The 20,848-nt window shown below is 73.2% G+C and carries 23 protein-coding genes; 12 read left to right on the plus strand and 11 right to left on the minus strand.

The genetic code is table 11. From position 1 onward, the window contains the following. Nucleotides 1-106 precede the first annotated feature (106 nt). The 5 genes from K4S16_RS36770 to K4S16_RS36790 all read left to right on the plus strand — a co-directional run bounded on the left by K4S16_RS36770 (nt 107) and on the right by K4S16_RS36790 (nt 4,593). On the plus strand, nt 107-1,564 hold the full coding sequence (locus K4S16_RS36770) for an NAD(P)/FAD-dependent oxidoreductase (protein ID WP_149263688.1): 1,458 nt from the start codon (nt 107-109) through the stop codon (nt 1,562-1,564). 24 nt (nt 1,565-1,588) lie between these two features. Beyond that, nucleotides 1,589-2,356: an SDR family oxidoreductase gene (locus tag K4S16_RS36775; RefSeq protein WP_149263689.1), complete on the plus strand. Its 768-nt coding sequence runs from the start codon at nt 1,589-1,591 to the stop codon at nt 2,354-2,356. Between the two features lie 122 nt (nt 2,357-2,478). Further along, nucleotides 2,479-3,423, plus strand: coding sequence for a DMT family transporter (locus K4S16_RS36780; protein ID WP_149263690.1), 945 nt, complete (start codon nt 2,479-2,481; stop codon nt 3,421-3,423). 17 nt (nt 3,424-3,440) lie between these two features. Next, entirely contained in the window at nt 3,441-4,199 is a 759-nt protein-coding gene (locus K4S16_RS36785; protein WP_149263691.1) for a serine protease, read from the plus strand. A 73-nt stretch (nt 4,200-4,272) separates the two neighbouring features. Further along, nucleotides 4,273-4,593: a co-chaperone GroES gene (locus K4S16_RS36790; RefSeq protein WP_149263692.1), complete on the plus strand. Its 321-nt coding sequence runs from the start codon at nt 4,273-4,275 to the stop codon at nt 4,591-4,593. Between the two features lie 346 nt (nt 4,594-4,939). Here K4S16_RS36790 and K4S16_RS36795 read toward each other — a convergent pair whose 3' ends face one another. Together K4S16_RS36795 and K4S16_RS36800 are read right to left on the minus strand one after the other, a co-directional pair. Then, on the minus strand, nt 4,940-5,263 hold the full coding sequence (locus K4S16_RS36795; RefSeq protein ID WP_149263693.1) for an Lsr2 family protein: 324 nt from the start codon (nt 5,261-5,263) through the stop codon (nt 4,940-4,942). Nucleotides 5,264-5,671: 408 nt separating this feature from the next. Continuing rightward, nucleotides 5,672-6,967, minus strand: a complete 1,296-nt coding sequence (locus K4S16_RS36800) for an FAD-binding oxidoreductase (protein ID WP_149263694.1) — start codon at nt 6,965-6,967, stop codon at nt 5,672-5,674. A gap of 93 nt (nt 6,968-7,060) precedes the next feature. Here K4S16_RS36800 and K4S16_RS36805 point away from each other — a divergent pair, with 93 nt between their 5' ends. Further along, nucleotides 7,061-8,506, plus strand: coding sequence for a PLP-dependent aminotransferase family protein (locus tag K4S16_RS36805; protein WP_149263695.1), 1,446 nt, complete (start codon nt 7,061-7,063; stop codon nt 8,504-8,506). Here K4S16_RS36805 and K4S16_RS44690 read toward each other — a convergent pair. Together K4S16_RS44690 and K4S16_RS36810 are read right to left on the minus strand one after the other, a co-directional pair. Beyond that, nucleotides 8,475-8,633, minus strand: coding sequence for a hypothetical protein (locus tag K4S16_RS44690; protein ID WP_160161157.1), 159 nt, complete (start codon nt 8,631-8,633; stop codon nt 8,475-8,477). The two genes, K4S16_RS36805 and K4S16_RS44690, sit on opposite strands and share 32 nt — an antisense overlap. A gap of 24 nt (nt 8,634-8,657) precedes the next feature. Continuing rightward, nucleotides 8,658-10,040, minus strand: a complete 1,383-nt coding sequence (locus K4S16_RS36810; protein ID WP_149263696.1) for an OFA family MFS transporter — start codon at nt 10,038-10,040, stop codon at nt 8,658-8,660. A 138-nt stretch (nt 10,041-10,178) separates the two neighbouring features. Here K4S16_RS36810 and K4S16_RS36815 point away from each other — a divergent pair, with 138 nt between their 5' ends. Next, on the plus strand, nt 10,179-10,796 hold the full coding sequence (locus K4S16_RS36815) for a TetR/AcrR family transcriptional regulator (protein WP_149263697.1): 618 nt from the start codon (nt 10,179-10,181) through the stop codon (nt 10,794-10,796). A gap of 10 nt (nt 10,797-10,806) precedes the next feature. Here K4S16_RS36815 and paaE read toward each other — a convergent pair whose 3' ends face one another. The 6 genes from paaE to K4S16_RS36845 all read right to left on the minus strand — a co-directional run bounded on the left by paaE (nt 10,807) and on the right by K4S16_RS36845 (nt 15,147). Further along, complete coding sequence (gene paaE, locus K4S16_RS36820; RefSeq protein ID WP_149263698.1) at nt 10,807-11,865, minus strand: 1,2-phenylacetyl-CoA epoxidase subunit PaaE; 1,059 nt, start codon at nt 11,863-11,865, stop codon at nt 10,807-10,809. A 2-nt stretch (nt 11,866-11,867) separates the two neighbouring features. Then, nucleotides 11,868-12,371 (minus strand): 1,2-phenylacetyl-CoA epoxidase subunit PaaD, encoded by a 504-nt coding sequence (paaD, locus tag K4S16_RS36825; protein WP_375708362.1) that lies wholly within the window; start codon nt 12,369-12,371, stop codon nt 11,868-11,870. Continuing rightward, nucleotides 12,365-13,294 (minus strand): 1,2-phenylacetyl-CoA epoxidase subunit PaaC, encoded by a 930-nt coding sequence (gene paaC, locus K4S16_RS36830; RefSeq protein WP_149263699.1) that lies wholly within the window; start codon nt 13,292-13,294, stop codon nt 12,365-12,367. Before paaC ends, paaD begins: the two co-directional genes overlap by 7 nt. Nucleotides 13,295-13,302: 8 nt before the next feature. Continuing rightward, entirely contained in the window at nt 13,303-13,584 is a 282-nt protein-coding gene (gene paaB, locus K4S16_RS36835) for a 1,2-phenylacetyl-CoA epoxidase subunit PaaB (protein WP_089315753.1), read from the minus strand. Further along, nucleotides 13,581-14,570 carry a 1,2-phenylacetyl-CoA epoxidase subunit PaaA gene (paaA, locus tag K4S16_RS36840; RefSeq protein WP_149263700.1) on the minus strand — a complete coding sequence of 330 codons (990 nt, stop codon included), beginning with the start codon at nt 14,568-14,570 and terminating at the stop codon, nt 13,581-13,583. Before paaA ends, paaB begins: the two co-directional genes overlap by 4 nt. A 130-nt stretch (nt 14,571-14,700) precedes the next feature. Next, nucleotides 14,701-15,147: an Lrp/AsnC family transcriptional regulator gene (locus K4S16_RS36845; protein ID WP_235037310.1), complete on the minus strand. Its 447-nt coding sequence runs from the start codon at nt 15,145-15,147 to the stop codon at nt 14,701-14,703. A 183-nt stretch (nt 15,148-15,330) separates the two neighbouring features. Here K4S16_RS36845 and pdhA point away from each other — a divergent pair, with 183 nt between their 5' ends. The 3 genes from pdhA to K4S16_RS36860 are packed head-to-tail and all read left to right on the plus strand — an operon-like array spanning nt 15,331 to nt 18,834. After that, on the plus strand, nt 15,331-16,437 hold the full coding sequence (gene pdhA / locus K4S16_RS36850; protein ID WP_149263702.1) for a pyruvate dehydrogenase (acetyl-transferring) E1 component subunit alpha: 1,107 nt from the start codon (nt 15,331-15,333) through the stop codon (nt 16,435-16,437). Nucleotide 16,438: 1 nt separating this feature from the next. Then, nucleotides 16,439-17,455, plus strand: a complete 1,017-nt coding sequence (locus tag K4S16_RS36855; RefSeq protein ID WP_149263703.1) for an alpha-ketoacid dehydrogenase subunit beta — start codon at nt 16,439-16,441, stop codon at nt 17,453-17,455. Next, the gene (locus K4S16_RS36860; RefSeq protein WP_149263704.1) at nt 17,452-18,834 is read left to right on the plus strand and encodes a dihydrolipoamide acetyltransferase family protein; all 1,383 of its coding nucleotides are present in this window, start codon (nt 17,452-17,454) and stop codon (nt 18,832-18,834) included. The genes K4S16_RS36855 and K4S16_RS36860 overlap by 4 nt, the downstream gene beginning before the upstream one ends. Nucleotides 18,835-18,857: 23 nt before the next feature. On the opposite strand, the gene K4S16_RS36865 is transcribed toward K4S16_RS36860, so the two are convergent. After that, on the minus strand, nt 18,858-19,859 hold the full coding sequence (locus K4S16_RS36865) for an SMP-30/gluconolactonase/LRE family protein (RefSeq protein ID WP_149263705.1): 1,002 nt from the start codon (nt 19,857-19,859) through the stop codon (nt 18,858-18,860). Nucleotides 19,860-19,971: 112 nt separating this feature from the next. Here K4S16_RS36865 and K4S16_RS36870 point away from each other — a divergent pair, with 112 nt between their 5' ends. Continuing rightward, nucleotides 19,972-20,424: a MarR family winged helix-turn-helix transcriptional regulator gene (locus tag K4S16_RS36870; protein ID WP_200842323.1), complete on the plus strand. Its 453-nt coding sequence runs from the start codon at nt 19,972-19,974 to the stop codon at nt 20,422-20,424. Between the two features lie 47 nt (nt 20,425-20,471). Further along, nucleotides 20,472-20,840, plus strand: coding sequence for a PH domain-containing protein (locus K4S16_RS36875; protein WP_149263706.1), 369 nt, complete (start codon nt 20,472-20,474; stop codon nt 20,838-20,840). Nucleotides 20,841-20,848: the final 8 nt, after the last annotated feature.

A 20,848-nucleotide genomic window follows, 5' to 3' on the forward strand; every position in this document is an offset into this window, starting at 1 on the left:
GCTGGCAGATCCGACCGACAAAACGCGCCGCGGCGACACCTGTTCAGTGACTTCGTGGTCACCTACGCTCGGGGGGTACCGAGACAGAATGAGGTTCGGGGCGGCCATGGCGCACAGCGTTGTGATCATCGGGAGCGGGTTCGGCGGGATCGGGATGGCGATCCGGCTGCGGCAGGCCGGCGTCCACGACGTGGTGGTCCTGGAGAAGGCCGGCGACCTCGGCGGGACCTGGCGCGACAACACCTACCCGGGCGCGGCCTGCGACGTCCCCTCCCACCTGTACTCCTTCTCGTTCGAGCGCAAGACCGACTGGTCGCGCCGATTCCCGCCGCAGGCGGAGATCCTGGAGTACCTGCGGCACTGCGCCCGCGAGTACGGCGTGCTGGAGAAGATCCGGTTCGGCGCCGAGGTGACCGAGGCGCGCTTCGACGAGGACGCGGCGCTCTGGCGGATCTCCACGACGACCGGTGACCTGGAGGCGCGGGTCCTGGTCTCGGCGTGCGGGCAGCTCAACCGGCCCGAGCTGCCGCCGATCGAGGGGCGCGAGTCGTTCGCCGGCCCGTCCTTCCACTCCTCCCGCTGGGACCACGGCACCGACCTGCGGGGCAGGCGCGTGGCGGTGGTCGGGACCGGGGCGAGCGCGATCCAGATCGTCCCGGAGGTCGCCGCGCAGGCGGCGGAGCTGCTGCTGTTCCAGCGGTCCGCGCCGTACGTGATCGACAAGCCCGACCGGCCGTACCGGGCCTGGGAGCGCGCCGCGCTGCGGGCCGTGCCGGGGCTGTACGCGCTGAGCCGCGCCCGGATCTACGCGCTGTTCGAGGCCCGCGCCCTCGGCTTCATCCGGTACCCGCGGCTGATGGGGGTCATGGAGCGCGGCTTCCGCCGGTTCCTGGCCGAGCAGGTCGCCGACCCCGCGCTGCGCGCCGAACTCGTCCCCGGATACCGCATGGGATGCAAGCGGATCCTGCTGTCCGGCGACTACTATCCGGCGCTGACCAGGCCGAACGTCCATCTGGTCACCGACCCGATCGAGCGCGTCACCCCGGCGGGGATCCGGGCGGCGGGCCGCGCGCACGAGGTGGACGTCATCGTGTACGCGACCGGGTTCCGCTCCACCGAGTTCCTGTCCCCCATGAAGATCGTCGGACGGGACGGCCGGGAGCTGAACGAGGCGTGGCGGGACGGCGCGCAGGCGCACCTCGGCATCACGGTCAGCGGGTTCCCGAACCTGTTCCTGCTGTACGGCCCCTACACCAACCTCGGGCACAACTCGATCATCTACATGCTGGAGTCGCAGTTCCGGTACGTCCTCGGCTGCGTGGAGGCGCTGCGCGGCGCGGGCCTCGACTGGATCGACGTGCGGCCGGACGTGCAGGACGCCTTCACCCGGGACATGCAGGAGCGGATGCGCTCGACCGTGTGGCAGGCGGGCTGCCAGAGCTGGTACATGACGGCCGGCGGCAAGATCGTCAACAACTGGCCGGGCTACACCTTCGCCTACCGCCGCGCGACCCGCCGCCCCGACCCGCGGCACTTCCGCGCGCGCCGCGCTACCGTCCGGTAGCCGACGCGGCCTAGGCTCGGTGCCATGCCGACCGCCTTCATCACCGGCGCGACCGCGGGGATCGGTGCCGCCTTCGCCCGCCGCCTCGCCTCCGACGGGTTCGACCTGGTCCTGCTGGCCCGCGACGCCGAGCGGCTGGAGCGGACCGCCGCCGACCTCCGCGCCACCTACGCCGTGCGCGCCGAGACGCTGCCCGCCGACCTGTCCACCGACGAGGGGCTCGCCGCGGCGGAGGAGCGCGTCCGCAAGGACGTCGACCTGCTGGTCAACAACGCCGGGTTCGGCAACAAGGGCGTGTTCCTCGACGTGCCGGTGTCGGACGAGCTGACCATGCTCCGCGTGCACTGCGAGGCCGTCCTGCGGCTCACGCACGCCGTCCTCCCCGGCATGCTGGAGCGCGGCCGGGGCGGCGTCGTCAACGTCTCGTCGGTCGCGGCGTTCGCGACGCGCGGCACGTACGGGGCCTCCAAGGCCTGGGTCGTGAACTTCAGCCAGGGCGTCGCCGCCGACATCCGGAACCGGTCGCGGGGCAAGGTCCGGGTGATGGCGCTCTGCCCCGGATACGTCCACACCGAGTTCCACGACCGCGCCCAGATGGACATGTCAGGCGTGCCGGAGTTCCTGTGGCTGGACAAGGACGACGTCGTCGCCACCGCCCTGCGCGACCTGCGCCGCGGCGTCCAGGTCAGCGTCCCGGGGGCGCAGTACAAGGCCGTCGTCGGCGCCACGCGGCTGCTGCCGCGCGGGCTCATCGCCCGCCTGTCGTCCACCACCGGCCGTAAATACGATTGATCATTTAGTCAAGGGTCACGGCCTTGTCACGGGCGGTGCGACAAGGCAAGGTGGCAGGGAAGTCGATTCGATGGCGCGCCGGACGACTCTTCCCGCCCCCGTCCGCCGAAGGGTCTTTCCCGATGGGTCACGACCTGGGCTACGCCGCCCTCGCCCTGCTCGCCACCACCGTCTACTACATCGCCTTCCTCGTCTTCCGCGTCTCCGCGCGCCGGATGGAGCCGCTGCGCGGCAGCCGCCCCTTCCGGGTCGCCCGGCTCATGCTGACCGACCCCGTCTGGCTCGGCGGCGGCCTGCTGCTGTTCCTCGGCCTCGGCTACGAGGTCGTCGCCTTCTCCGCGATACCGCTCGCCGTCGCGCAGCCCGTCTTCGCCCTCGGGCTGGTGTTCCTCGTCGCCTTCGCGGTGGGGGTCCTCGGTGAGCGGCTGAGCGTGCGCGAATGGGCGAGCGTCGCGCTGTTCGTCCTCGCCACGGGGCTGATCGGGCTCTCGGCCACGGCCGAGGGCGAGCCGCACGCGGACGCCACCCTCACCGGGACGCTGACCCGCCCGTGGCCGATGCTCGCCGTGTGCGCCCCGGCGGTCGTCGTCGCGGCCCTGGTGTGGCTGGTCGGCGACCGCCGCACGGGCGGGCGGCACGCCCGCAAGCTCGCCGGGGTCGCCTACGGGATCGGCGCCGGCGCCTGCGCCGGGCTGGCCGAGGCCGGCATCCGCGGCATCTCGATCCTCTACGAGGACACCGGCAGCGTGCGGGCCGTGCTGGAGTCCCCCTACCCGTACCTGACGCTCGGCCTCGCCGCGATCGCGCTCGGCCAGTTGCAGGTCGCGCTGCAGCGCTGCCGGGTCGCGATCGTCGCGGTCGTGCTGACCGTCATCGGCCGGACGTACCTGGTCGTCAGCAGCACCGTCCTGTTCGGCGAGCAGTGGCCGCGCGACACCGGGCCGTTCGCGCTGCGTGCGGGCGGCTTCGCGCTGGCGCTGGCCGCGCTGGCGCTGTTCCCCCGGTACGAGGACCCGGTCGCGCCGGTCCGCGCGGCCGCCGGGAAGGGCGTGCGCGCGACCCCCTGATCGCTTACAGTGCCGGGATGGCGCTGCTCTCCCGCCGGCTGCTCGGCACCGCACTGCTCGGAGCCTCCCTGGGGCTCGCGCCGCTCGCCGCGCCGCCCGCGAACGCCGTGCTGGGCGGCGCCCCGGTGCCCGCGGCGCGGTACCCGTGGCTGGCCGCGGTCGGGTCGCCGATCTTCTTCGTCCGGCCGTCCGGGCAGTTCTGCGGCGGCGTGCTGACCGCGCCCGACCGGCTCCTCACCGCGGGCCACTGCGTGTCGATGTTCCGCTCGGTGCCCGGCGTCCTGACGGTCACCTTCGGCCGCGACGACCTGACGAACCGGGGCGGGGAGACGGTCACGGTCAAGTCGGTGCGCGTGCACCCGAAGTACCGCGAGACCTCCTTCAAGGGCGAGACCGTCAGCCACCACGACCTCGCCGTCCTGACGCTCGCCCGCCGCGTGAACCGCCCGTCCGCACCCCTCGGCGCGCCCGGCGACGCCCGCACCGGCGAGATCGCCGGGTGGGGCTTCACCTCCGAGAACGACCTGTTCAACACCCGCCTGCGGGCGGCCCGCGTGCCGCTCCCCGGCGACGCGGCATGCCGGCGCGCGTACGGCGACTCCTTCGACCCGTCCGACATGCTGTGCGCCGGATCGGCCAAGGCCGACTCCTGCCAGTTCGACAGCGGCGGCCCGCTGATCGCCGGCGGGCGCGTGGCCGCGCTCGTCTCCTGGGGCTACGGCTGCGGCAAGCCCGGATACCCCGGCGTCTACGCCAAGCTGGCCTCCATGCCCTGACCCGGCACCCCGGCCGGACGACGGAACCGGCCGCGGAACGTTCCTACCCGCGCGGACGGATAAACTCGCCCGCGTGTCCGAGCCGAAGTTCGAAGTCCAGATGCTGCACGACCGGGTCATGATCAAGACCGAGAAGGACAGCGGTGAGCGCCGCAGCACCGGCGGCATCGTCATCCCCGCGACGGTCGAGCAGCAGAACCGGCTCGTCTGGGGAGAGGTCTGCGGCGTCGGCCACCACGTCCGGATCGTCAAACCGGGCGATCGCGTGCTCTACCACCCCGGCGACCAGTACGAGGTCGAGATCCAGGGCGAGAACTACCTGGTCATGCGCGAACGCGACCTCCACGCCATCGCCAGCGAACGCCCCGAGCACGGCACCGGGCTGTATCTATAGCCTTTTTCTCCTCCTTCGGGCCTTGGCGGCCCTCCATCGTCGAAAAACGCGGCGATCGCTGGCATCGCTCCGGCTCGCCTGGCGGCTCGCTGCGCGATCAGATTCTTGCTTCGCTCGAATCTGCCTTCGGACGCGATCGCAGAGGTTGGGGTCGGCGCGTGGTTGCGGTGCCGGTTGAGGTCGCGGCTTTCCTGAAGGCCTCGACGCTCTCGCGGTCGCCTCTTGCCGTGCGGCGGCGGGTGCACGACGTTTTGGAGCGGTCGGCACCCGCACTCGCAGCCGTTTGGAGCCGGGCATCTGCCTGGCTGCCACCCACTCGGTCCGACCCGGCGTTCCGGGCGGCGGGTCAGTGCGCGGCCTCGAACTTCTGGATCACGTCGGCCGGGATGCGGCCGCGGTCGTTGACCGGGATGCCCGCCGACCGCGCCCACCGGCGGATCTCGGCGCTGCGCTCGCGGCTGCCCGCCGTGCGCGCGGCGGGCCGGCCCGCGGTGCGGCGCGCCTTGCGGGCGTGCTCCCGGTAAGGCTCGATGACCTTGCGCAGTTTGGCGGCGTTCTTCTTGTTCAGGTCGATCTCATAGGCCTTACCGTCGAGCGCGAACGCGACGGTTTCCACGGCCTCCCCACCGCTGATGTCGTCGACCAGGTGAACCTTGACCTGCTGCGCCATGAATTGCCTTCCCCTTCGGTCAGTGACGAATGACGGTCCCGTCTTCCATACTAGGCCGCCGGGGAACAGACCAGGTCATCGACGCTGTGCCGGGCATGGCCGCGGCCGCGCGAGGCACCGCCCCATGTCCCGGTATAAAGGCAGCGGACCGGCACACGCGCGACGCCTCTGCAATTCGAACCCTGCCTTGGGGATCTTATTGCCTTTCTGTGTCTATTGCAGCGCTCTCCTCCTTCGGGCCTTGGCGGCCCTCCATCGTCGAGCACTGCGGCGATCGCTGGCATCGCTCCGACTCGCCTTGCGGCTCGCTGCGCGATCAGATTCTCGCTTCGCTCGAATCTGCCTTCGGACGCGATCGCGGGCCCCCGGGTTGGTGCGTGGTGCTGTGGTGGTTTCGGTCTTCGGTTCTCAGGGGGTGGCGGGGAAATTGCTGCGGAAGACGTTGTGGGGGTCGTGGTGGGTCTTGATGCCGCGCAGGCGGGTCAGGGTCTCCGGGGTGAACGCGTTCGCCGCGGTCTCCTCGGGGTTGAGGAAGGTGTAAGGCTTGCGGCCGGTGGTGGGCAGTTGGCCGGCCAGCGCGGCCTGCTTCGCGGCGACGGCCTCGGCGGTCGCCGGGTCGGACGGGATTCCGAACATGTAGAGCGCGTAGGGCTCGGTGAGCGGTCCGTGCGGGCTGTCGGACGGCCGGGCGAACGCGCCCTCCAGGTGCCGGATCTGCACGCTCAGCAGGGGGGCGACGGGGTCGGCCAGCAGCGCCTTGACCGCGCCGTCGTCCAGGGCGGTCAGCAGTTCGGCGCGCGAGCGGCCCGCGCCGGGGTCGGTGGGCTCGGCCGTGATGGCGCCCAGTTCGGAGACCGGCATGACCGCCCTGCCGTCGGACAGGGGCCGGGGCAGCCCGTCCAGGGGCCGCAGCAGGTCGCGCGCCTCGTCCGCCGGGCCGAGGTAGGTGGCGTCCACGGCGACCATGGGGTCGGCGCCGGGGAAGTGCAGCAGGTCCAGCCATGCGGTCAACGCGTCCGGGGCCGCGGCGGTGATCCGGCGGTAGGCGTCCATCACCTCGGACGCGTGCTCGGCCGACCACAGCACCCGGCCGCCGTAAAGGTGGGGTGCGGGGTGGAGGGCCAGTTCCAGGGACGTCACCACGGCGACGTCGCCGCCTCCGCCTCGCAGCGCCCAGAACAGGTCCGGGTCGGTGTCCGCGGCGACGCGGCGGCGGCGGCCGTCCGCGTCGACGATCTCCAAGGCGGTGACGGAGTCGGCGACCCAGCCGTGGGCGCGGCCGAACCAGCTCAGCCCGCCGCCGAGGGCGACCCCGGCGACGCTGACCACGGGAGAGCTTCCGGGCAGGCCGGTCAGGCCGTGCGGCGCGACCGCCGCCTGGAGCCGTCCGGAGGCGACGCCCGCGCCGACGCGGGCGCGGCGGGCGGCGGGGTCGATCTCCAGGGCGTCCAGCCGCCGGGTGCGCAGCAGGATCGCGCCCCCGGTGCGGCCCGTGGCGCCATGCCCGTTCGGCTGGGTCGCGATGCCCAGCCCGGCCGTGCGGGCGTGCCGGACGAGCGCGGCGACGTCATCGGCGTCGGCGGCCTCGACCACGGCCTCGACCGGCTGCTCCACGGCCAGGTTCCAGGGGCGGCGCGCGGCGTCGAATTCCGGGTCGCCGGGCAGCAGGACCCGGCCACGGACGGCGGATCGCAGGGCGTCCATCATGTTCCTCCGTAGTTCCAGTTCAGGTGTGCGGAGAACGATCTCCGCAACTCAATCTAGGAGGAAAGAAGACCGGCGATAGAGTGCAATCCCATGGCGGAAAACTGGGTCAATCTGGCGGAGCGGATCGGCGCCGACCTCCATCTGCAGCTGCCGGGCGGCGGCGGGCGCCGGGCCGCGCTGACCCGGGCGCTGCGCGCGGCCGTCCGCTCCGGACGCCTGGCCCCCGGCACCCGGCTGCCGCCCTACCGGTCGCTGGCCGCCGACCTCGGCCTGGCCCGCAACACCGTCGCCGACGCCTACGCCGAACTCGTCGCCGAAGGCTGGCTGACCGCCCGCCAAGGCTCCGGGACGCGCGTGGCGCTCGGCGCGCAGCCGGCCCCGGCGCGCCAGGCGGCGCGCTCCGCCGGCGGCCGTTCCCCCGGACCGGCGCACGACCTCCGGCAGGGGCAGCCGGACGCCTCGTCCTTCCCGCGCGCCGCCTGGCTGGCATCGGCCCGCCGGGCGGTGACGGCCGCGCCGAACGAGGCCTTCGGCCCCGGGGACCCGCGCGGGCGCCCCGAGCTGCGCCGCGCGCTCGCCGAGTACCTGGCCCGCACGCGCGGCGTCCGGACCGACGCCGACCGCATCGTGGTCTGCTCCGGCTTCGCGCACGCCCTGCGCCTGCTGTTCGGCGGCGGCCCGCTGACCGGTCCCCTGGCGGTCGAGGGGTACGGCCTGCCCTTCCACCGGGGGCTGCTGGAGCAGGCCGGCGTGCGGACCCGCCCCCTGACCGTGGACGGCGACGGCGCCCGCGTCGACGAGCTCTCGAAAGCGGAGCGCGCCGTGCTGCTCACCCCCGCGCACCAGTTCCCCACCGGCGGTCCGCTGCATTCGCGCAGGCGCACGGCGGTGGTGGAGTGGGCCGCCGCATCGGACGGGCTCATCCTCGAAGACGACTACGACGGCGAGTTCCGCTACGACCGCCAGCCGGTGGGCGCGGTGCAGGGTCTGGCCCCCGACCGCGTCCTCTACATCGGGTCCGCCAGCAAGAGCCTGTCCCCCGCCGTCCGGCTCGGCTGGATGGTGCTGCCCGACCATCTGGTGGACGGCGCGCTCAAGGCCAAGGGCGAGCGCGAGGCGTGGGCGGGCGTGCTCGACCAGCTGGCCCTCGCCGACTTCCTCGACTCCGGCTCCTACGACCGCCACGTCCGCCGCATGCGCCAGCGCTACCGCGCCCGCCGCGACCGCTTCGTCACGGCTCTGGCCGAGCAGGCCCCCCACGTCCACGTGACGGGGATCGCGGCCGGCCTGCACGCCGTCCTGCGCCTGCCGCCCGGCACCGAGACCGCGGCCCTGGAGGCCGCGACCCGGGCGGGAGTGGCCGTCGACGGCCTGTCGATGTTCCGCCACCCCGCCGCCCGCCTCCCGCCCGAGGACGGCCTGGTGGTCGGCTACGCGACACCGCCGGACCACGCCTTCGAGAACGCGCTGCAAGCCCTCGTGCACGTCCTCGCGCGCCCCGAGCTCAGCCGCCGAACAGGGGCAGGGTCGCCCTGACCGTCTCCACCACGCCGTAGATCAGCGGGATGCCGACGACGGCCCAGGAGACGACGAGACGCGGCACGGCCGTGTCGGTGGCCGTTTCGGGGTTCTCCTCCGGCGCGGGGCCCGGCGTTGACGCCATGGTGCTTCTCCTTCGCTGTCGGGGTCAGGTTGCCGGGCTGGGGTCGGAGACGCGGGCCTCGGCTTCCGCCGCGCGGTGCCGCTCCGCCACCGGGCGGATCAGCAGGTTCGCGGCGAAGCCGATCGCCAGGACCCCGACCATGGTGAACAGGGCGGGCCGGTAGTCGGCGGCCACGAGCGCGCCCGGCTCGCCGCGCGCGTCCAGGAACCGGTTCACGATCAGCGGCCCGGCGATGCCCGCCGCCGACCAGGCGGTCAGCAGCCGGCCGTGGATCGCGCCGACCTGGTAGGTGCCGAACAGGTCCCGCAGGTAGGCCGGGACTGTCGCGAACCCGCCGCCGTAGAAGGAGATGATCAGCGCGGCGAGGGCGCCGAAGAACGCGGTCGAGGCGTCCCCGAAGAGGGCCAGCAGGACGTAGGCGGCCATGCCGACGCCGAGGTAGCCGACGTAGGTGCGCTTGCGGCCGATGTAGTCCGAGGTCGAGGACCAGACGAACCGCCCGGCCATGTTGAACATCGACAGCAGGCCCACGAACCCGGCGGCCTCGGTCGCCGACACCGACGTCGAGCCGCCGGAGCGGAAGAAGTCGCCGATCATCGGACCGGCCTGCTCCAGGATCCCGATGCCGGCGGTGACGTTGCAGAACAGCACCGTCCAGAGCAGCCAGAACTGCGGCGTCCTGATCGCGGACGCCGCCGAGACGCCGCGCGGAGCGACCGGTGCCCTGGAGGGCTCCGCCGCGGGCGCGAATCCGGCGGGGCTCCATCCCGGCGGCGGGACCCGCACGGTGAACACGCCGAGCATCATCACCAGGAAGTACGCGACGCCCAGCGTGACGAACAGCAGCGCGACGGCGCCGCCGGACGCGGGGTCGCCGCCCGGGTCGTACAGCGCCAGCAGCCGGCGCGACAGCGGCGAGGCGACCAGCGCACCGCCGCCGAAGCCCATGATGGCCATGCCCGTCGCGAGGCCCGGCCGGTCCGGGAACCATCTGATCAGGGTCGACACCGGTGAGATGTAGCCGATGCCGAGCCCGATGCCGCCGACGAAGCCGTAGCCGAGGTAGACCAGCCAGAGCTGGCCGAGGGCGATGCCGAGCGCCCCGACCAGGAAGCCCGACGCCCAGAAGCACGCGGCGGTGAACATCGCCCGGCGCGGCCCGACGCGGTCCACCCACGTGCCCATGACCGCCGCGGACGCGCCGAGCATCACGATCGCGATGGAGAAGACGACGCCGACCGCGGTGAGGCTGGCGTCGAAGTGCTTGACGAGCGCTGTCTTGTAGACGCTGGTCGCGTAGGCCTGACCGATGCAGAGGTGCACGGCGAGCGCGGCCGGTGGAATGAGCCAGCGGTTGTACCCCGGTTTCGCGACGGTGTGCCGCAGATCGAGGAAGGAGAGCGCCACGGCGGGCCTCCGGTTCGGGAGCGGATCCGGACAGGTGGTGCACCCCCGACACCGACGACCATAAACACAAACGTGCTACATGAAAACCCCTCCCCGCCACCCATCTGTCGACCGTGCCCCTTGTGGAATCATGAACTCATGTCCGAGCCGGTCAGCGCGCGTCCCCGGGGCCCTGGGCGTCCGGGTTACGACCAGGCGACCGTGTTGCGGCGGGCCATCGAGCTCTTCAACCGGAAGGGCTACGAGGGGACCAGCATGGGCGACCTCGCCGAGGAGCTCGGGGTCGGCAAGTCGGCGATCTACCACCACGTGCCGGGCAAGACGCATCTGCTCGCGCTGGCCCTCGACGAGGCCCTCGACGAGCTGACCGCGGTGATCCGCGCGGCCCAGGACGAGTCGGGCGGCACCGCCTACGAGCGGCTGCGCCGGGTGGTGCGGAAGAGCGTCGAGGTGCTGGTCGCCCACCAGCCGGCGGTGACGCTGCTGCTGCGCGTGCGCGGCAACAGCGAGGTCGAGCTCGCGGCGCTCCAGCGGCGCCGCTGGATCGACGCCCGGCTGGCGGAGCTCGTGCGCGCGGCGGCCGCCGAGGGGGCGCTGCGCGGCGACGTGCCGCCCGAGCTGGTGAGCAGGCTCCTGTTCGGCATGGTCAACTCGCTAGTCGAGTGGTACCGCCCGGGGGGCGAGGTGAGCGCGTCCGCCCTGTCGGACGCCATCACCACGATCGCGTTCGACGGGCTGGCCGCGCCGCCGTCCTGAGCCGGCCCGCTCAGGCGTCGAAGTCGACGGTGACGGCGGCGCTGACCGGGTGCGACTGGCAGGTGAGCACGAACCCCGCCTCGACCTCCTCGGGTTCCAGGGCGTAGTTGCGGACCATGTCGACCTCGCCCTCGGTGACCTTGGCGCGGCAGGTGCCGCAGACGCCGCCCTTGCAGGCGAAGGGCAGGTCGGCGCGGGTGGCCTGGGCGGCGTCCAGGATGCGCTCGTCGCGCGGCATCGGGGCGGTGCTCGACCGGCCGTCCAGGACGACGGTGACCTTGCTGGTCTCCCCGGTGACGACCGGGCCCTCGCGCCGCACCTCGGGGGGCGGCTCGTCGACGTAGAACAGCTCGACGTGCACCTTCTCGCGCGGGACGCCGAGCTCGGACAGGACGTCGCGGGCGCCGGTCACCATCGGCAGCGGGCCGCAAAGCCACACGTGGTCGACGTCGTCGACCGGCGTGACGGAGGTGAGCAGGCGGCGCAGGCGGTCGGCGTCGAGCCGGCCGGAGAACAGGTCCACCTCGCGGGGCTCGCGGCTCAGCACGTGCACGAGCTGGAACCGGGGGCCGTAGCGGTTCTTGAGGTCGCCGAGCTCCTCGGCGAACATGACCGTCCCGCTCGTGCGGTTGCCGTACAGCAGCCGCACGTGGGAGCCGGGGTGGGTGAGCACGGTGGCCGCGATCGAGATCATCGGGGTGATGCCGGAGCCCGCCGCGATCAGCAGGTGCCGACCGGGCTCGGAGGGGTCGGCCCGCAGGCTGCCGGACGGGACCTGGACCTCGATCTCGGTGCCGGGGCGGACCTCCCGCACGAGCCAGGAGGAGAACATGCCGTCGGGGATCTCCCGGACGCCGATCCGCGGCCGGGCCCCCGCCGGCGCGCAGATCGAGTACGACCGGCGGTGCTCCCGGCCGTCGACCGTCCGGCGCAGCGTGAGGCTCTGGCCGGCCGCGAACGCGTAGTCGCCCGCGAGTTCGGGCGGGACGTCGAACGTCACCGCCGCCGAGTCGTCGGTCAGCCGGTCGACCGCGGCGACCTTGAGTGGGTGGAACGTCGCAGCCGCCACCGCTAGATCTCCTTCACGTGCTCGAACGGCTCAAGGCAGGCGGTGCACCGGTACAGCGCCTTGCAGGAGGTGGAGCCGAACTCCGAGGTCAGCTCCACGGAGTCCGACCCGCAGCGCGGACAGCGCAGCCTGCGGCGGGTCGGCGCGAGGGTCAGCGCGACGGGCCCGGAGCGCTCCGGGGCCGGGCCGGGCGGCGAGATCCCGGCGGTGGCGAGGGCCGCGCGGCCCCGCTCGCTGATCCAGTCGCTGGACCACGCGGGGGTCAGCTCGATCTCGACCCGCACGTCGGCGTATCCGGCGTCGGTGAGCCGGTGGACCAGGTCGTCGCGCATCGTGGCGAGCGCGGGGCACCCCGAGTACGTCGGGGTGATCGCCACGGTGACCGCGGAGCCGTGCTCCTCGACGCGGCGCAGCACGCCGAGGTCCTCCAGGGTCAGCATCGGCATCTCCGGGTCCCGGACGGACGCGGCGACGGCGTGGGCGGTGCCGGGCACGGCGCTCACCACCGTCCCAGCGGGTGCGCGCGGGCGACGACCTGCATCTCGGCCAGCATCCGGCTCAGCGCCTCGGTGTGGACGCCGTCGCGTCCGGCGCGGCCGGCGAGCATCCCGGTCTGCGGCACCTCCGGCCGCTCGACCCCGCTCGCGGCGAAGACCTGCGCGAGCACGGCGTCGGCGTCGTCCGCGGTGGCGGCCGGGTCCGCGGCCACGCCCGCCTCGGCGAGCGCGCGCTCCACCGGGTGGGTGCGGAACAGCTCGTCGTGGTGGCGCCACACGTCGTCGAGCCCGGCGAGGACGCGGCGGCGCGACTCCTCGGTGCCCTGCGCCAGGGTGAGGAACCACCGGCCCGCGAAGTCGCGGTGGTAGGCCAGTTCCTTGACCCCCTTGGCCGCGACCGCGGCGAGGACGGCGTCGCGGCTGCCGGTGAGCCGCTCGAACAGCGCCAGCCGAGCGGTCGCGAACACCAGGACGCGGGCCATGGTGTGCCCGAAGTCGCCGTTCGGCAGCTCGGCGAGGCGCACGTTGCGGAAGGCGTCCGCGTCCCGGAAGAACGCCAGCGCGTCTTCGGCCGGGACCGGCGAGCCCTCCGGCAGCGCCGGGACGACCGACGGGTCGGCGGTGGCCGCGCGGGCGAGCAGCAGCCGCGCCTGGCCGAGCAGGTCCAGCGCGATGTTGGCGAGGGCGATGTCCTCTTCGAGGTCCGGCGCGTGGCTGCACCACTCGGAGAGCCGGTGCGACAGGACGAGGGCGTCGTCGGCGAGCATCAGGCAGTACGTCGCGAGCGCGTGCGGGTCGACGCCGTCCGGGACGGTCGTGTCGACGCCGGCCAGCGGGTCCTCGAAGTCGGTCCCGAACGCCCACTGGGAGCTGTCGCCGTCCAGAAGCCCGTCGTACACGGAGCCGTGCTGAGAGGCGTGCTGATTCTCCATGGCGGCCTTCACATGTGGGGGACGTTCTCGGGGATCTCGTAGAACGTCGGATGCCGGTACACCTTGTCGCCGCTGGGGGCGAACAGCGGGTCCTTCTCGTCCGGGCTGGACGCGGTGATGGCGTCCGACCGCACCACCCAGATGCTCACGCCCTCGTTGCGGCGCGTGTACACGTCGCGCGCGTGCCGGACGGCCATCTCGTCGTCGGGGGCGTGCAGCGACCCGACGTGCACGTGGTTGAGGCCGCGCTTGCCGCGCACGAAAACCTCGTAGAGCGGCCACTCGCTCATGCCTCGGCTCCTTCCTCGCGCCCTGCGTCCGCACTGCTCCGGGCCGCCTGCTTGCGCGCGAAGGCGGTCGCCGCCTCGCGCACCCACGCGCCCTCCTCGTGGGCGCGGCGGCGGTGCGCCAGCCGTTGTGCGTTGCAGGGGCCCTCGCCCTTGATGACGGCCGACAGCTCCGACCAGTCGGGCTCGCCGAAGTCGTGGGCCTGGCGCTCCTCGTTCCACCGCAGGTCGGGGTCCGGGAGCGTGACGCCGAGGGCCTCGGCCTGCGGGACGGTCATGTCGACGAAGCGCTGGCGCAGCTCGTCGTTGCTGTTGCGCTTGATGCCCCACGCCATGGACCGCTCGGAGTTCGGCGAGTTCGCGTCCGGGGGCCCGAACATCATCAGCGACGGCCACCAGAACCGGTTCACCGACTCCTGGACCATCCGGCGCTGCTCGTCGGTGCCGCGCATCATCGTCATCAGCAGCTCGTAGCCCTGCCGCTGGTGGAACGACTCCTCCTTGCAGATGCGGATCATCGCCCGGCCGTAGGGGCCGTAGGAGGTGCGGCACAGCGGGACCTGGTTGCAGATCGCCGCGCCGTCCACCAGCCATCCGATGGTGCCGACGTCGGCATAGGAGAGCGTGGGGTAGTTGAAGATCGAGGAGTACTTCTGCCGGCCGGTGAGGAGCATCTCGGTCAGCTCGGCACGGGAGACGCCGAGGGTCTCGCACGCCGAGTAGAGGTAGAGGCCGTGGCCGGCCTCGTCCTGGACCTTGGCCAGCAGGATCGACTTGCGGCGCAGCGAGGGGGCCCGGGTGATCCAGTTGCCCTCCGGCTGCATCCCGATGATCTCCGAGTGCGCGTGCTGGGCGATCTGCCGGACCAGCGTCCTGCGATAGGCGTCGGGCATCCAGTCGCGCGGCTCGATCCGGTCGTTGCGCGCGATCGTCGCCTCGAACTGCTCGGCGGGCGCCGGCTGCGGCGCGGCCTGCGGCGTCGTCGTCATGGGCTCCTCCCGCTGGGGACCCGGCTGAACTCGGCCTATTTACTGACCGAGCGGTCTGTATTCAGCGTGACACAGGCCGCGCGAGGGTGCAAGAAGGGCGGCACGCCCGGCCCGCGGGACGGCCGGGACCTCAGTCGTCCCAGCTCTCCCACTGCGCTCCCCGGCCCCGCGCCTCGTCGAAGACCAGCCAGGTGCGCGTCGCCCGGACGCCGGGGATGTCCTGGATGCGTTCCAGCACCACGTGCCTGAGCGCCTCGTTGTCCGGGGCCCTGACCAGGGCCAGGACGTCGTAGTCGCCGCCGACCATCGCGAAGTGCTCGACGTAGGGGGTGTCCTGGAGCCGGGCCGAGACCGAGCGCCAGGAGTTCTGCTCGATGGTGACCGAGACGTACGCGCTGGTGCCGAGGCCGGCCTTGTGCGGGGCGAGCTCCGCGGTGAAGCCGGTGACCACGCCCTCGTCCGTCAGGCGGGTCAGCCGCGCGTAGGCGTTGGCGCGCGAGACGTGCACGCGCTCGGCCAGCGCCCGCACCGAGATCCGGCCGTCGCGCAGCAGCTCGGCGATGATCGCGCGGTCCACGGCGTCCAGCCGCGCGGCAGAACGTCCGGGCCGGATGCCCTCAGCCCCCGCCTCCGATGACAATTGGTGCCCCCATAGCCGCCGAACAAGCCATTTGTCGCCCATTGTGCCTGATGTCTTGAGCAGATCGTCGTCCGAGCGGACGATCGAACCGACAACCGTCCACAGGAAGGGAGCGGCGCCATGTCCGTGCGGACACCTCACCAGGAGGCCGAGGGCCTCCTCCCCTCCCCCGTCCCGGTGCGCTTCGTCGCCGAGGACGGCACGGACGCCGGAGCGCCCGCCGGATACAAGGCGCCGGAGGACGGCGCGCTGGTCGAGGCCTACCGCCGGATGGTGCTCGGCCGCCGCTTCGACCGGCAGGCCACCGCGCTGACCAAGCAGGGCCGGCTGGCCGTCTACCCGTCCAGCCGCGGTCAGGAGGCCTGCCAGGTCGCCGGGGTGCTCGCGCTGCGCGAGGACGACTGGCTGTTCCCGACCTACCGCGACTCGGTGGCGCTGGTCGCCCGCGGCATGGACCCCGTCGAGGTCCTCACGCTGCTGCGCGGCGGCTGGCACTGCGGCTACGACCCCGTGGCCACGCGCGTCGCGCCCCAGTGCACGCCGCTGGCCACCCAGACGATCCACGCCGTGGGCATGGCCGACGCCATGCGCCGCAAGGGCGAGGACGGCGTGGTGATGGCGTTCGTCGGCGACGGCGGGACCAGCGAGGGCGACTTCCACGAGGCGCTCAACTACGCCGGGGTCCTGCGCGCGCCCGTGGTGTTCTTCGTCCAGAACAACAAGTACGCGATCTCCGTGCCGCTGGCCAAGCAGACCGCCGCGCCCGCGCTGGCCTACAAGGGGGTCGGGTACGGCATCCGGTCCGAGCAGGTGGACGGCAACGACCTGGTCGCGGTGCTCTCGGTCCTGACGGCCGCCGTCGAGCACGCCCGCTCCGGCGGCGGCCCATTCCTGGTCGAGGCGCACACCTACCGCATGGACTCCCACACCAACGCCGACGACGCCTCCCGGTACCGCGAGGACGAGGAGGTCGCGCGGTGGGAGGCCGCCGACCCGCTCGCGCGGCTGGAGACGCACCTGCGCGGGCGCGGCCTGCTCTCCGCGGAGGACGTCGCCGCGGCGAACGAGGCCGCCGAGGAGTACGCCGCGCGGCTGCGCGACCGGATGGCCGCCGACCCGGAGGCCGACCCGTTCGAGCTGTTCGACCACGTCTTCGCCGAACCCACGCCGCAGCTGCGCGAGCAGCGCGCCCTGCTGGCGTCCGAGATGATGCCCGGAGAGGACTGACATGCCCGCGATGACGATGGCGCAGGCGCTGAACACCGCGCTGCGGGACGCGCTCACCGAGGACGAGCGGGTCCTGGTCTTCGGCGAGGACGTGGGCCCGCTCGGCGGGGTCTTCCGCATCACCGACGGGCTGACCCGCGACTTCGGCGAGGACCGCTGCTTCGACACCCCGCTGGCCGAGTCGGGGATCGTCGGCCTGGCCGTGGGCATGGCGATGGGCGGCTTCCGGCCCGTGGTGGAGATGCAGTTCGACGCCTTCGCCTACCCCGCCTTCGAGCAGATCGCCTCGCACGTGGCCAAGTTCCGCAACCGCACCCGCGGCCGCCTGTCGCTGCCGATGGTGATCCGCATCCCCTACGCGGGAGGCATCGGCGGCGTCGAGCACCACTGCGACTCCAGCGAGGCCTACTACGCCCACACGCCGGGCCTGAAGGTCGTCACGCCGGCCACCGCCGACGACGCGTACTGGCTGCTGCGCGACGCCATCGCCGACCCGGACCCGGTCGTCTTCATGGAGCCGAAGCGGCTGTACTGGGCCAAGGGCGAGACCGACCGCGAGAACCGCCGCGCCCCCGGGTTCGGGCGCGCCGAGGTGCGCCGCGAGGGGCGGGACGCGACGCTGGTCGCCTACGGACCGAGCGTCCCGGTGGCGCTGGAGGCCGCCGAGGCCGCCGCGCGCGAGGGCCGCGACCTCGAGGTGGTGGACCTGCGCACCATCGTCCCGTTCGACGACGGGACCGTCGCCGCCTCGGTGCGCAAGACGGGCCGCTGCGTGGTCGTCCAGGAGGCCCAGGGCTTCGCGGGCGTGGGCGCGGAGATCGCGGCCCGCGTGCAGGAGCGCTGCTTCCACTCGCTGGCCGCGCCGGTGCTGCGCGTCTCCGGCTTCGACATCCCCTACCCTCCGCCGAAGCTGGAGCACTCGCACCTGCCGGACGCCGACCGCGTCCTCGACACCGTCGACCGGCTCCAGTTCGACGACACGCCCGACCTCCTGCACCTGGACAGGGAGGCCTCATGACCGCCGCCGCGACCCGGCAGGTGTTCCGGCTGCCCGACCTCGGCGAGGGCCTGACCGAGGCCGAGATCATCGAATGGAAGGTCGCCGCGGGCGACACCGTCGAGGTCGACCAGGTCGTGGTGGAGGTCGAGACCGCCAAGGCCGCGGTGGAGGTGCCCGTCCCCTTCGCGGGGACCGTCCTGAAACTGCACGCGGAGGCGGGCGCGATCCTCGCGGTCGGCGAACCGCTCATCGAGGTCGGCCCGGCCGGCGCGGATTCCGACGCGGGGTCCGGCACGGCGCCGGTCGCGGCCGTGCGCCCCGCCCCGGACCTCCACCCCGACGCGGCCCGGTACCGCGAGGAGGAGCAGGCCGGCTCCGGCAACGTCCTGATCGGCTACGGCACCGGGCACGGGCCCGGTCGGCGGGGACGCCGCCGCGCGGGCGGACCGAAGGCCCCGGCGGCGGCCGCCCCCGCGGCGGCTCCCGCGCCCGTGGCCCCGGCACCGCCTCCCCGCCCGGCGGAGGCCCCCCGCGTGATCTCCCCGCTCGTCCGCAGGATGGCGCGCGAGCACGGGCTCGACCTCGCCGGCATCCCGGCCACCGGGCCCCAGGGCGTGATCCTGCGCCGCGACGTCGAGCAGGCCGTCGCCGCCGCCTCCGGGACGCCGGCGCCGGCCGAGGCGCCGGCGCCGGCCGCCCGTCCGATGCCCGAGCGCATCCCGCTTCGCGGGCTCCGCCGCGCGGTGGCCGACAAGCTCACCCGCAGCCGCAGCGAGATCCCGGACGCGACGACCTGGGTGGACGCCGACGCCACCGCCCTTGTCGAGGCCAAGGACGCGCTGCGGCGGACCCGCCCGGACGCCGGCATCGGGCTGCTGGCCATCCTGGCCCGCATCTGCCTGGCGGGCCTGGCGGAGTTCCCCGAGCTGAACTCCTCGGTCGACGCCGACCGGCAGGAGATCGTCCGGTACGGGCACGTCAACCTCGGCTTCGCCGCGCAGACCGAACGCGGCCTCGTCGTGCCGGTCGTCCGGGACGCGCACCTGATGACGACCGCGCAGCTCGCCGCGGAGCTGGCCCGGCTCACCGGCCTCGCGCGCTCGGGCGGCCTGCCGCCCGAGGCGCTGACCGGCGGCACGTTCACCCTCAACAACTACGGCGTCTTCGGCGTCGACGGCTCCACCCCGATCATCAACCACCCGGAGGCGGCGCTGCTCGGCGTCGGCCGGATCATCGACCGCCCCTGGGTGGTCGGCGGCGCGGTCGTGCCCCGCAAGATCACCCAGCTCTCGCTGACGTTCGACCACCGGGTCTGCGACGGCGGCGCGGCGGGCGGGTTCCTGCGGTTCGTGGCCGACTGCGTGGAGAACCCCGCGGTCCTGCTCACGAACCTGTGACGGCGGGCCCGTGACTGCGGCGGTCAGAGGCCCCGGACGGCGGCGACGGTGAACGGGATCTCCGGGGTGCCGTCGCCGAGCGGGCCGCCCTTGTCGAACTGCGAGCGGACGACGTAGAGCGTCCCGTCGCGGCGGACGAGCGTCGTCGGGAGCTGGAGGGACGGGTCCGCCAGCGTGCGCTCGAGGCGGGCCCTCGTCCCGTCCCGCGCGACGCGCCAGCGGGTGAGGACGTTGTCGACGTTGTTGGCCGTCCAGAGGCGCCCGTACTGGAGTTCGAGGCCGTCGGCGTTGTGCATGTCGCCGCCGCTCAGCGCGACCTTGCGGACGGCGCCGGTCGCCGGGTCCAGCCGGTAGAGGTCGCCGCCGAGCATGTCGTCGGTCAGCAGGAACCGGCCCGCGGGGTCGGCGACGATCCCGTTCAGCGTGAAGTCGGTCGGCTTGTGCGGCTCCAGGACGCCGCTCAGGTCGAAGGCCGGCGCGAGCGTGCCGGTCCCTCCCCTGGCGGCGTCCAGGTCGTGCGGCGTGACCCGGTAGACGACGGCACGGGTGCTGTCGGTCAGGTAGACGGCGCCGTCCGGGGCGACGGCGAGGTCGTTGACGAACCGGGCGCCGTCGCCGGGAACGACGAACCGCGCCAGCAGGGCGCGGCTCCGTGCGTCGTAGACCGCGACGCCGGACGTGGAGTCGATGACCCACAGCCGTCCCGCGAAGTCGACCTTCAACCCGTTCGCGGTGCGGCGGCCGTCCGCCCCCGCGGGCAGGAACACCTCCGCCGTCCGGTGCCCCGGACGCATCCGGTAGACGGTGCCGTCGGCGAAGGACCCGGCGTACATCGCGCCGCCGCGCGGGTCGGCGGCGATGCCCTCGGGGTACACGCGGTCGCCCGGCAGGACGTAGGCGGTGGAGATCCGCGCGGCGGCCGCCCGCGCGGCGGCGGCGGGCGGGGCGGCGGCCAGGGACGCGGGCAGCACCGCGACGGCGAGCGCCGCGGCCGCGGCCGCGGTGGTGCGCTGGATGCGCGTCATTGTTTCTCCGTTCGAGTTAGCTCGTTAGGACGCGTACATACGATAGTTAGAACCCTAATGCTCGTCAACGGTCTTCTGTCGGAAGGCTGAACAGGCTCGATACCATGCGGGCATGACCTCGTTGCCCGTCCCGGAGCGGCTCGGCTCCCACCTCAAGCGCGCGGAGCAGGCGCTCAACGGCGCCAAGCAGGCGGCGATCAAGCCGAGCGGGCTCACGGTCCCCCAGTACGCGGCCCTGCTCCACCTCGCCGACAACCCGGGCATGTCGGCCGCCGCGCTGGCCAGGGCGTGCGCGGTCACCCCGCCGACGATGAACACCGTCCTGAAGAACCTCCAGGAGCGCGGGCTGATCGAGCGGACCCCGCACGAGTGGCACCGCAACATCCTGGAGACGCGGCTCACCGCCGAGGGCGCGGCGGTCCTGGAGAGGGCCGACGTCCGCGCGGTCAAGGTCGAGCGGGGGCTCGCCGCCGAGTTCACCGAGGCCGAGCGGGCGACGCTGATCGAACTGCTCGGCCGGTGCGTCGGCTTCCTGGAAGCCGCCCGGTCCACCCCCGGCGGCTGAGACACTCGCTACGGAACGGGACGAATGCCACGAGCACCGGAGGAGCCATGGGAGACGGGGTCGAGCACGACAGGTCGGGGCAGCTCAAGCAGATCGAGAGCGGGCTGCTGCCCGGCGAGCAGATCATCGCCGTCTACGACGCCGTCGGCACGGGCACCGGGTTCATCGGGCTCACCGACCGCCGGGTGATCGTCCAGGACCGCAGCTTCGCCGGCAAGAAGTACGCGATCACCAGCATCCCCTACTCCAGGATCACCTCGGTGAGCGTGGTCAGCAACAAGTCGTGGGCCGGGTCCTACTTCTCCACCGGCTCGATCGCGATCAACGTCGGCACCCACACCTACGAGGTCGAGTTCCGCGGCGCCGACAAGAGCCACCACGTGCACAACGTGATCCTGCAGTACATCTCCGGCTGACCGGCTCC

The organism is Actinomadura sp. K4S16, from assembly GCF_008327685.1.
Classification (GTDB): Bacteria; Actinomycetota; Actinomycetes; order Streptosporangiales; family Streptosporangiaceae; genus Spirillospora.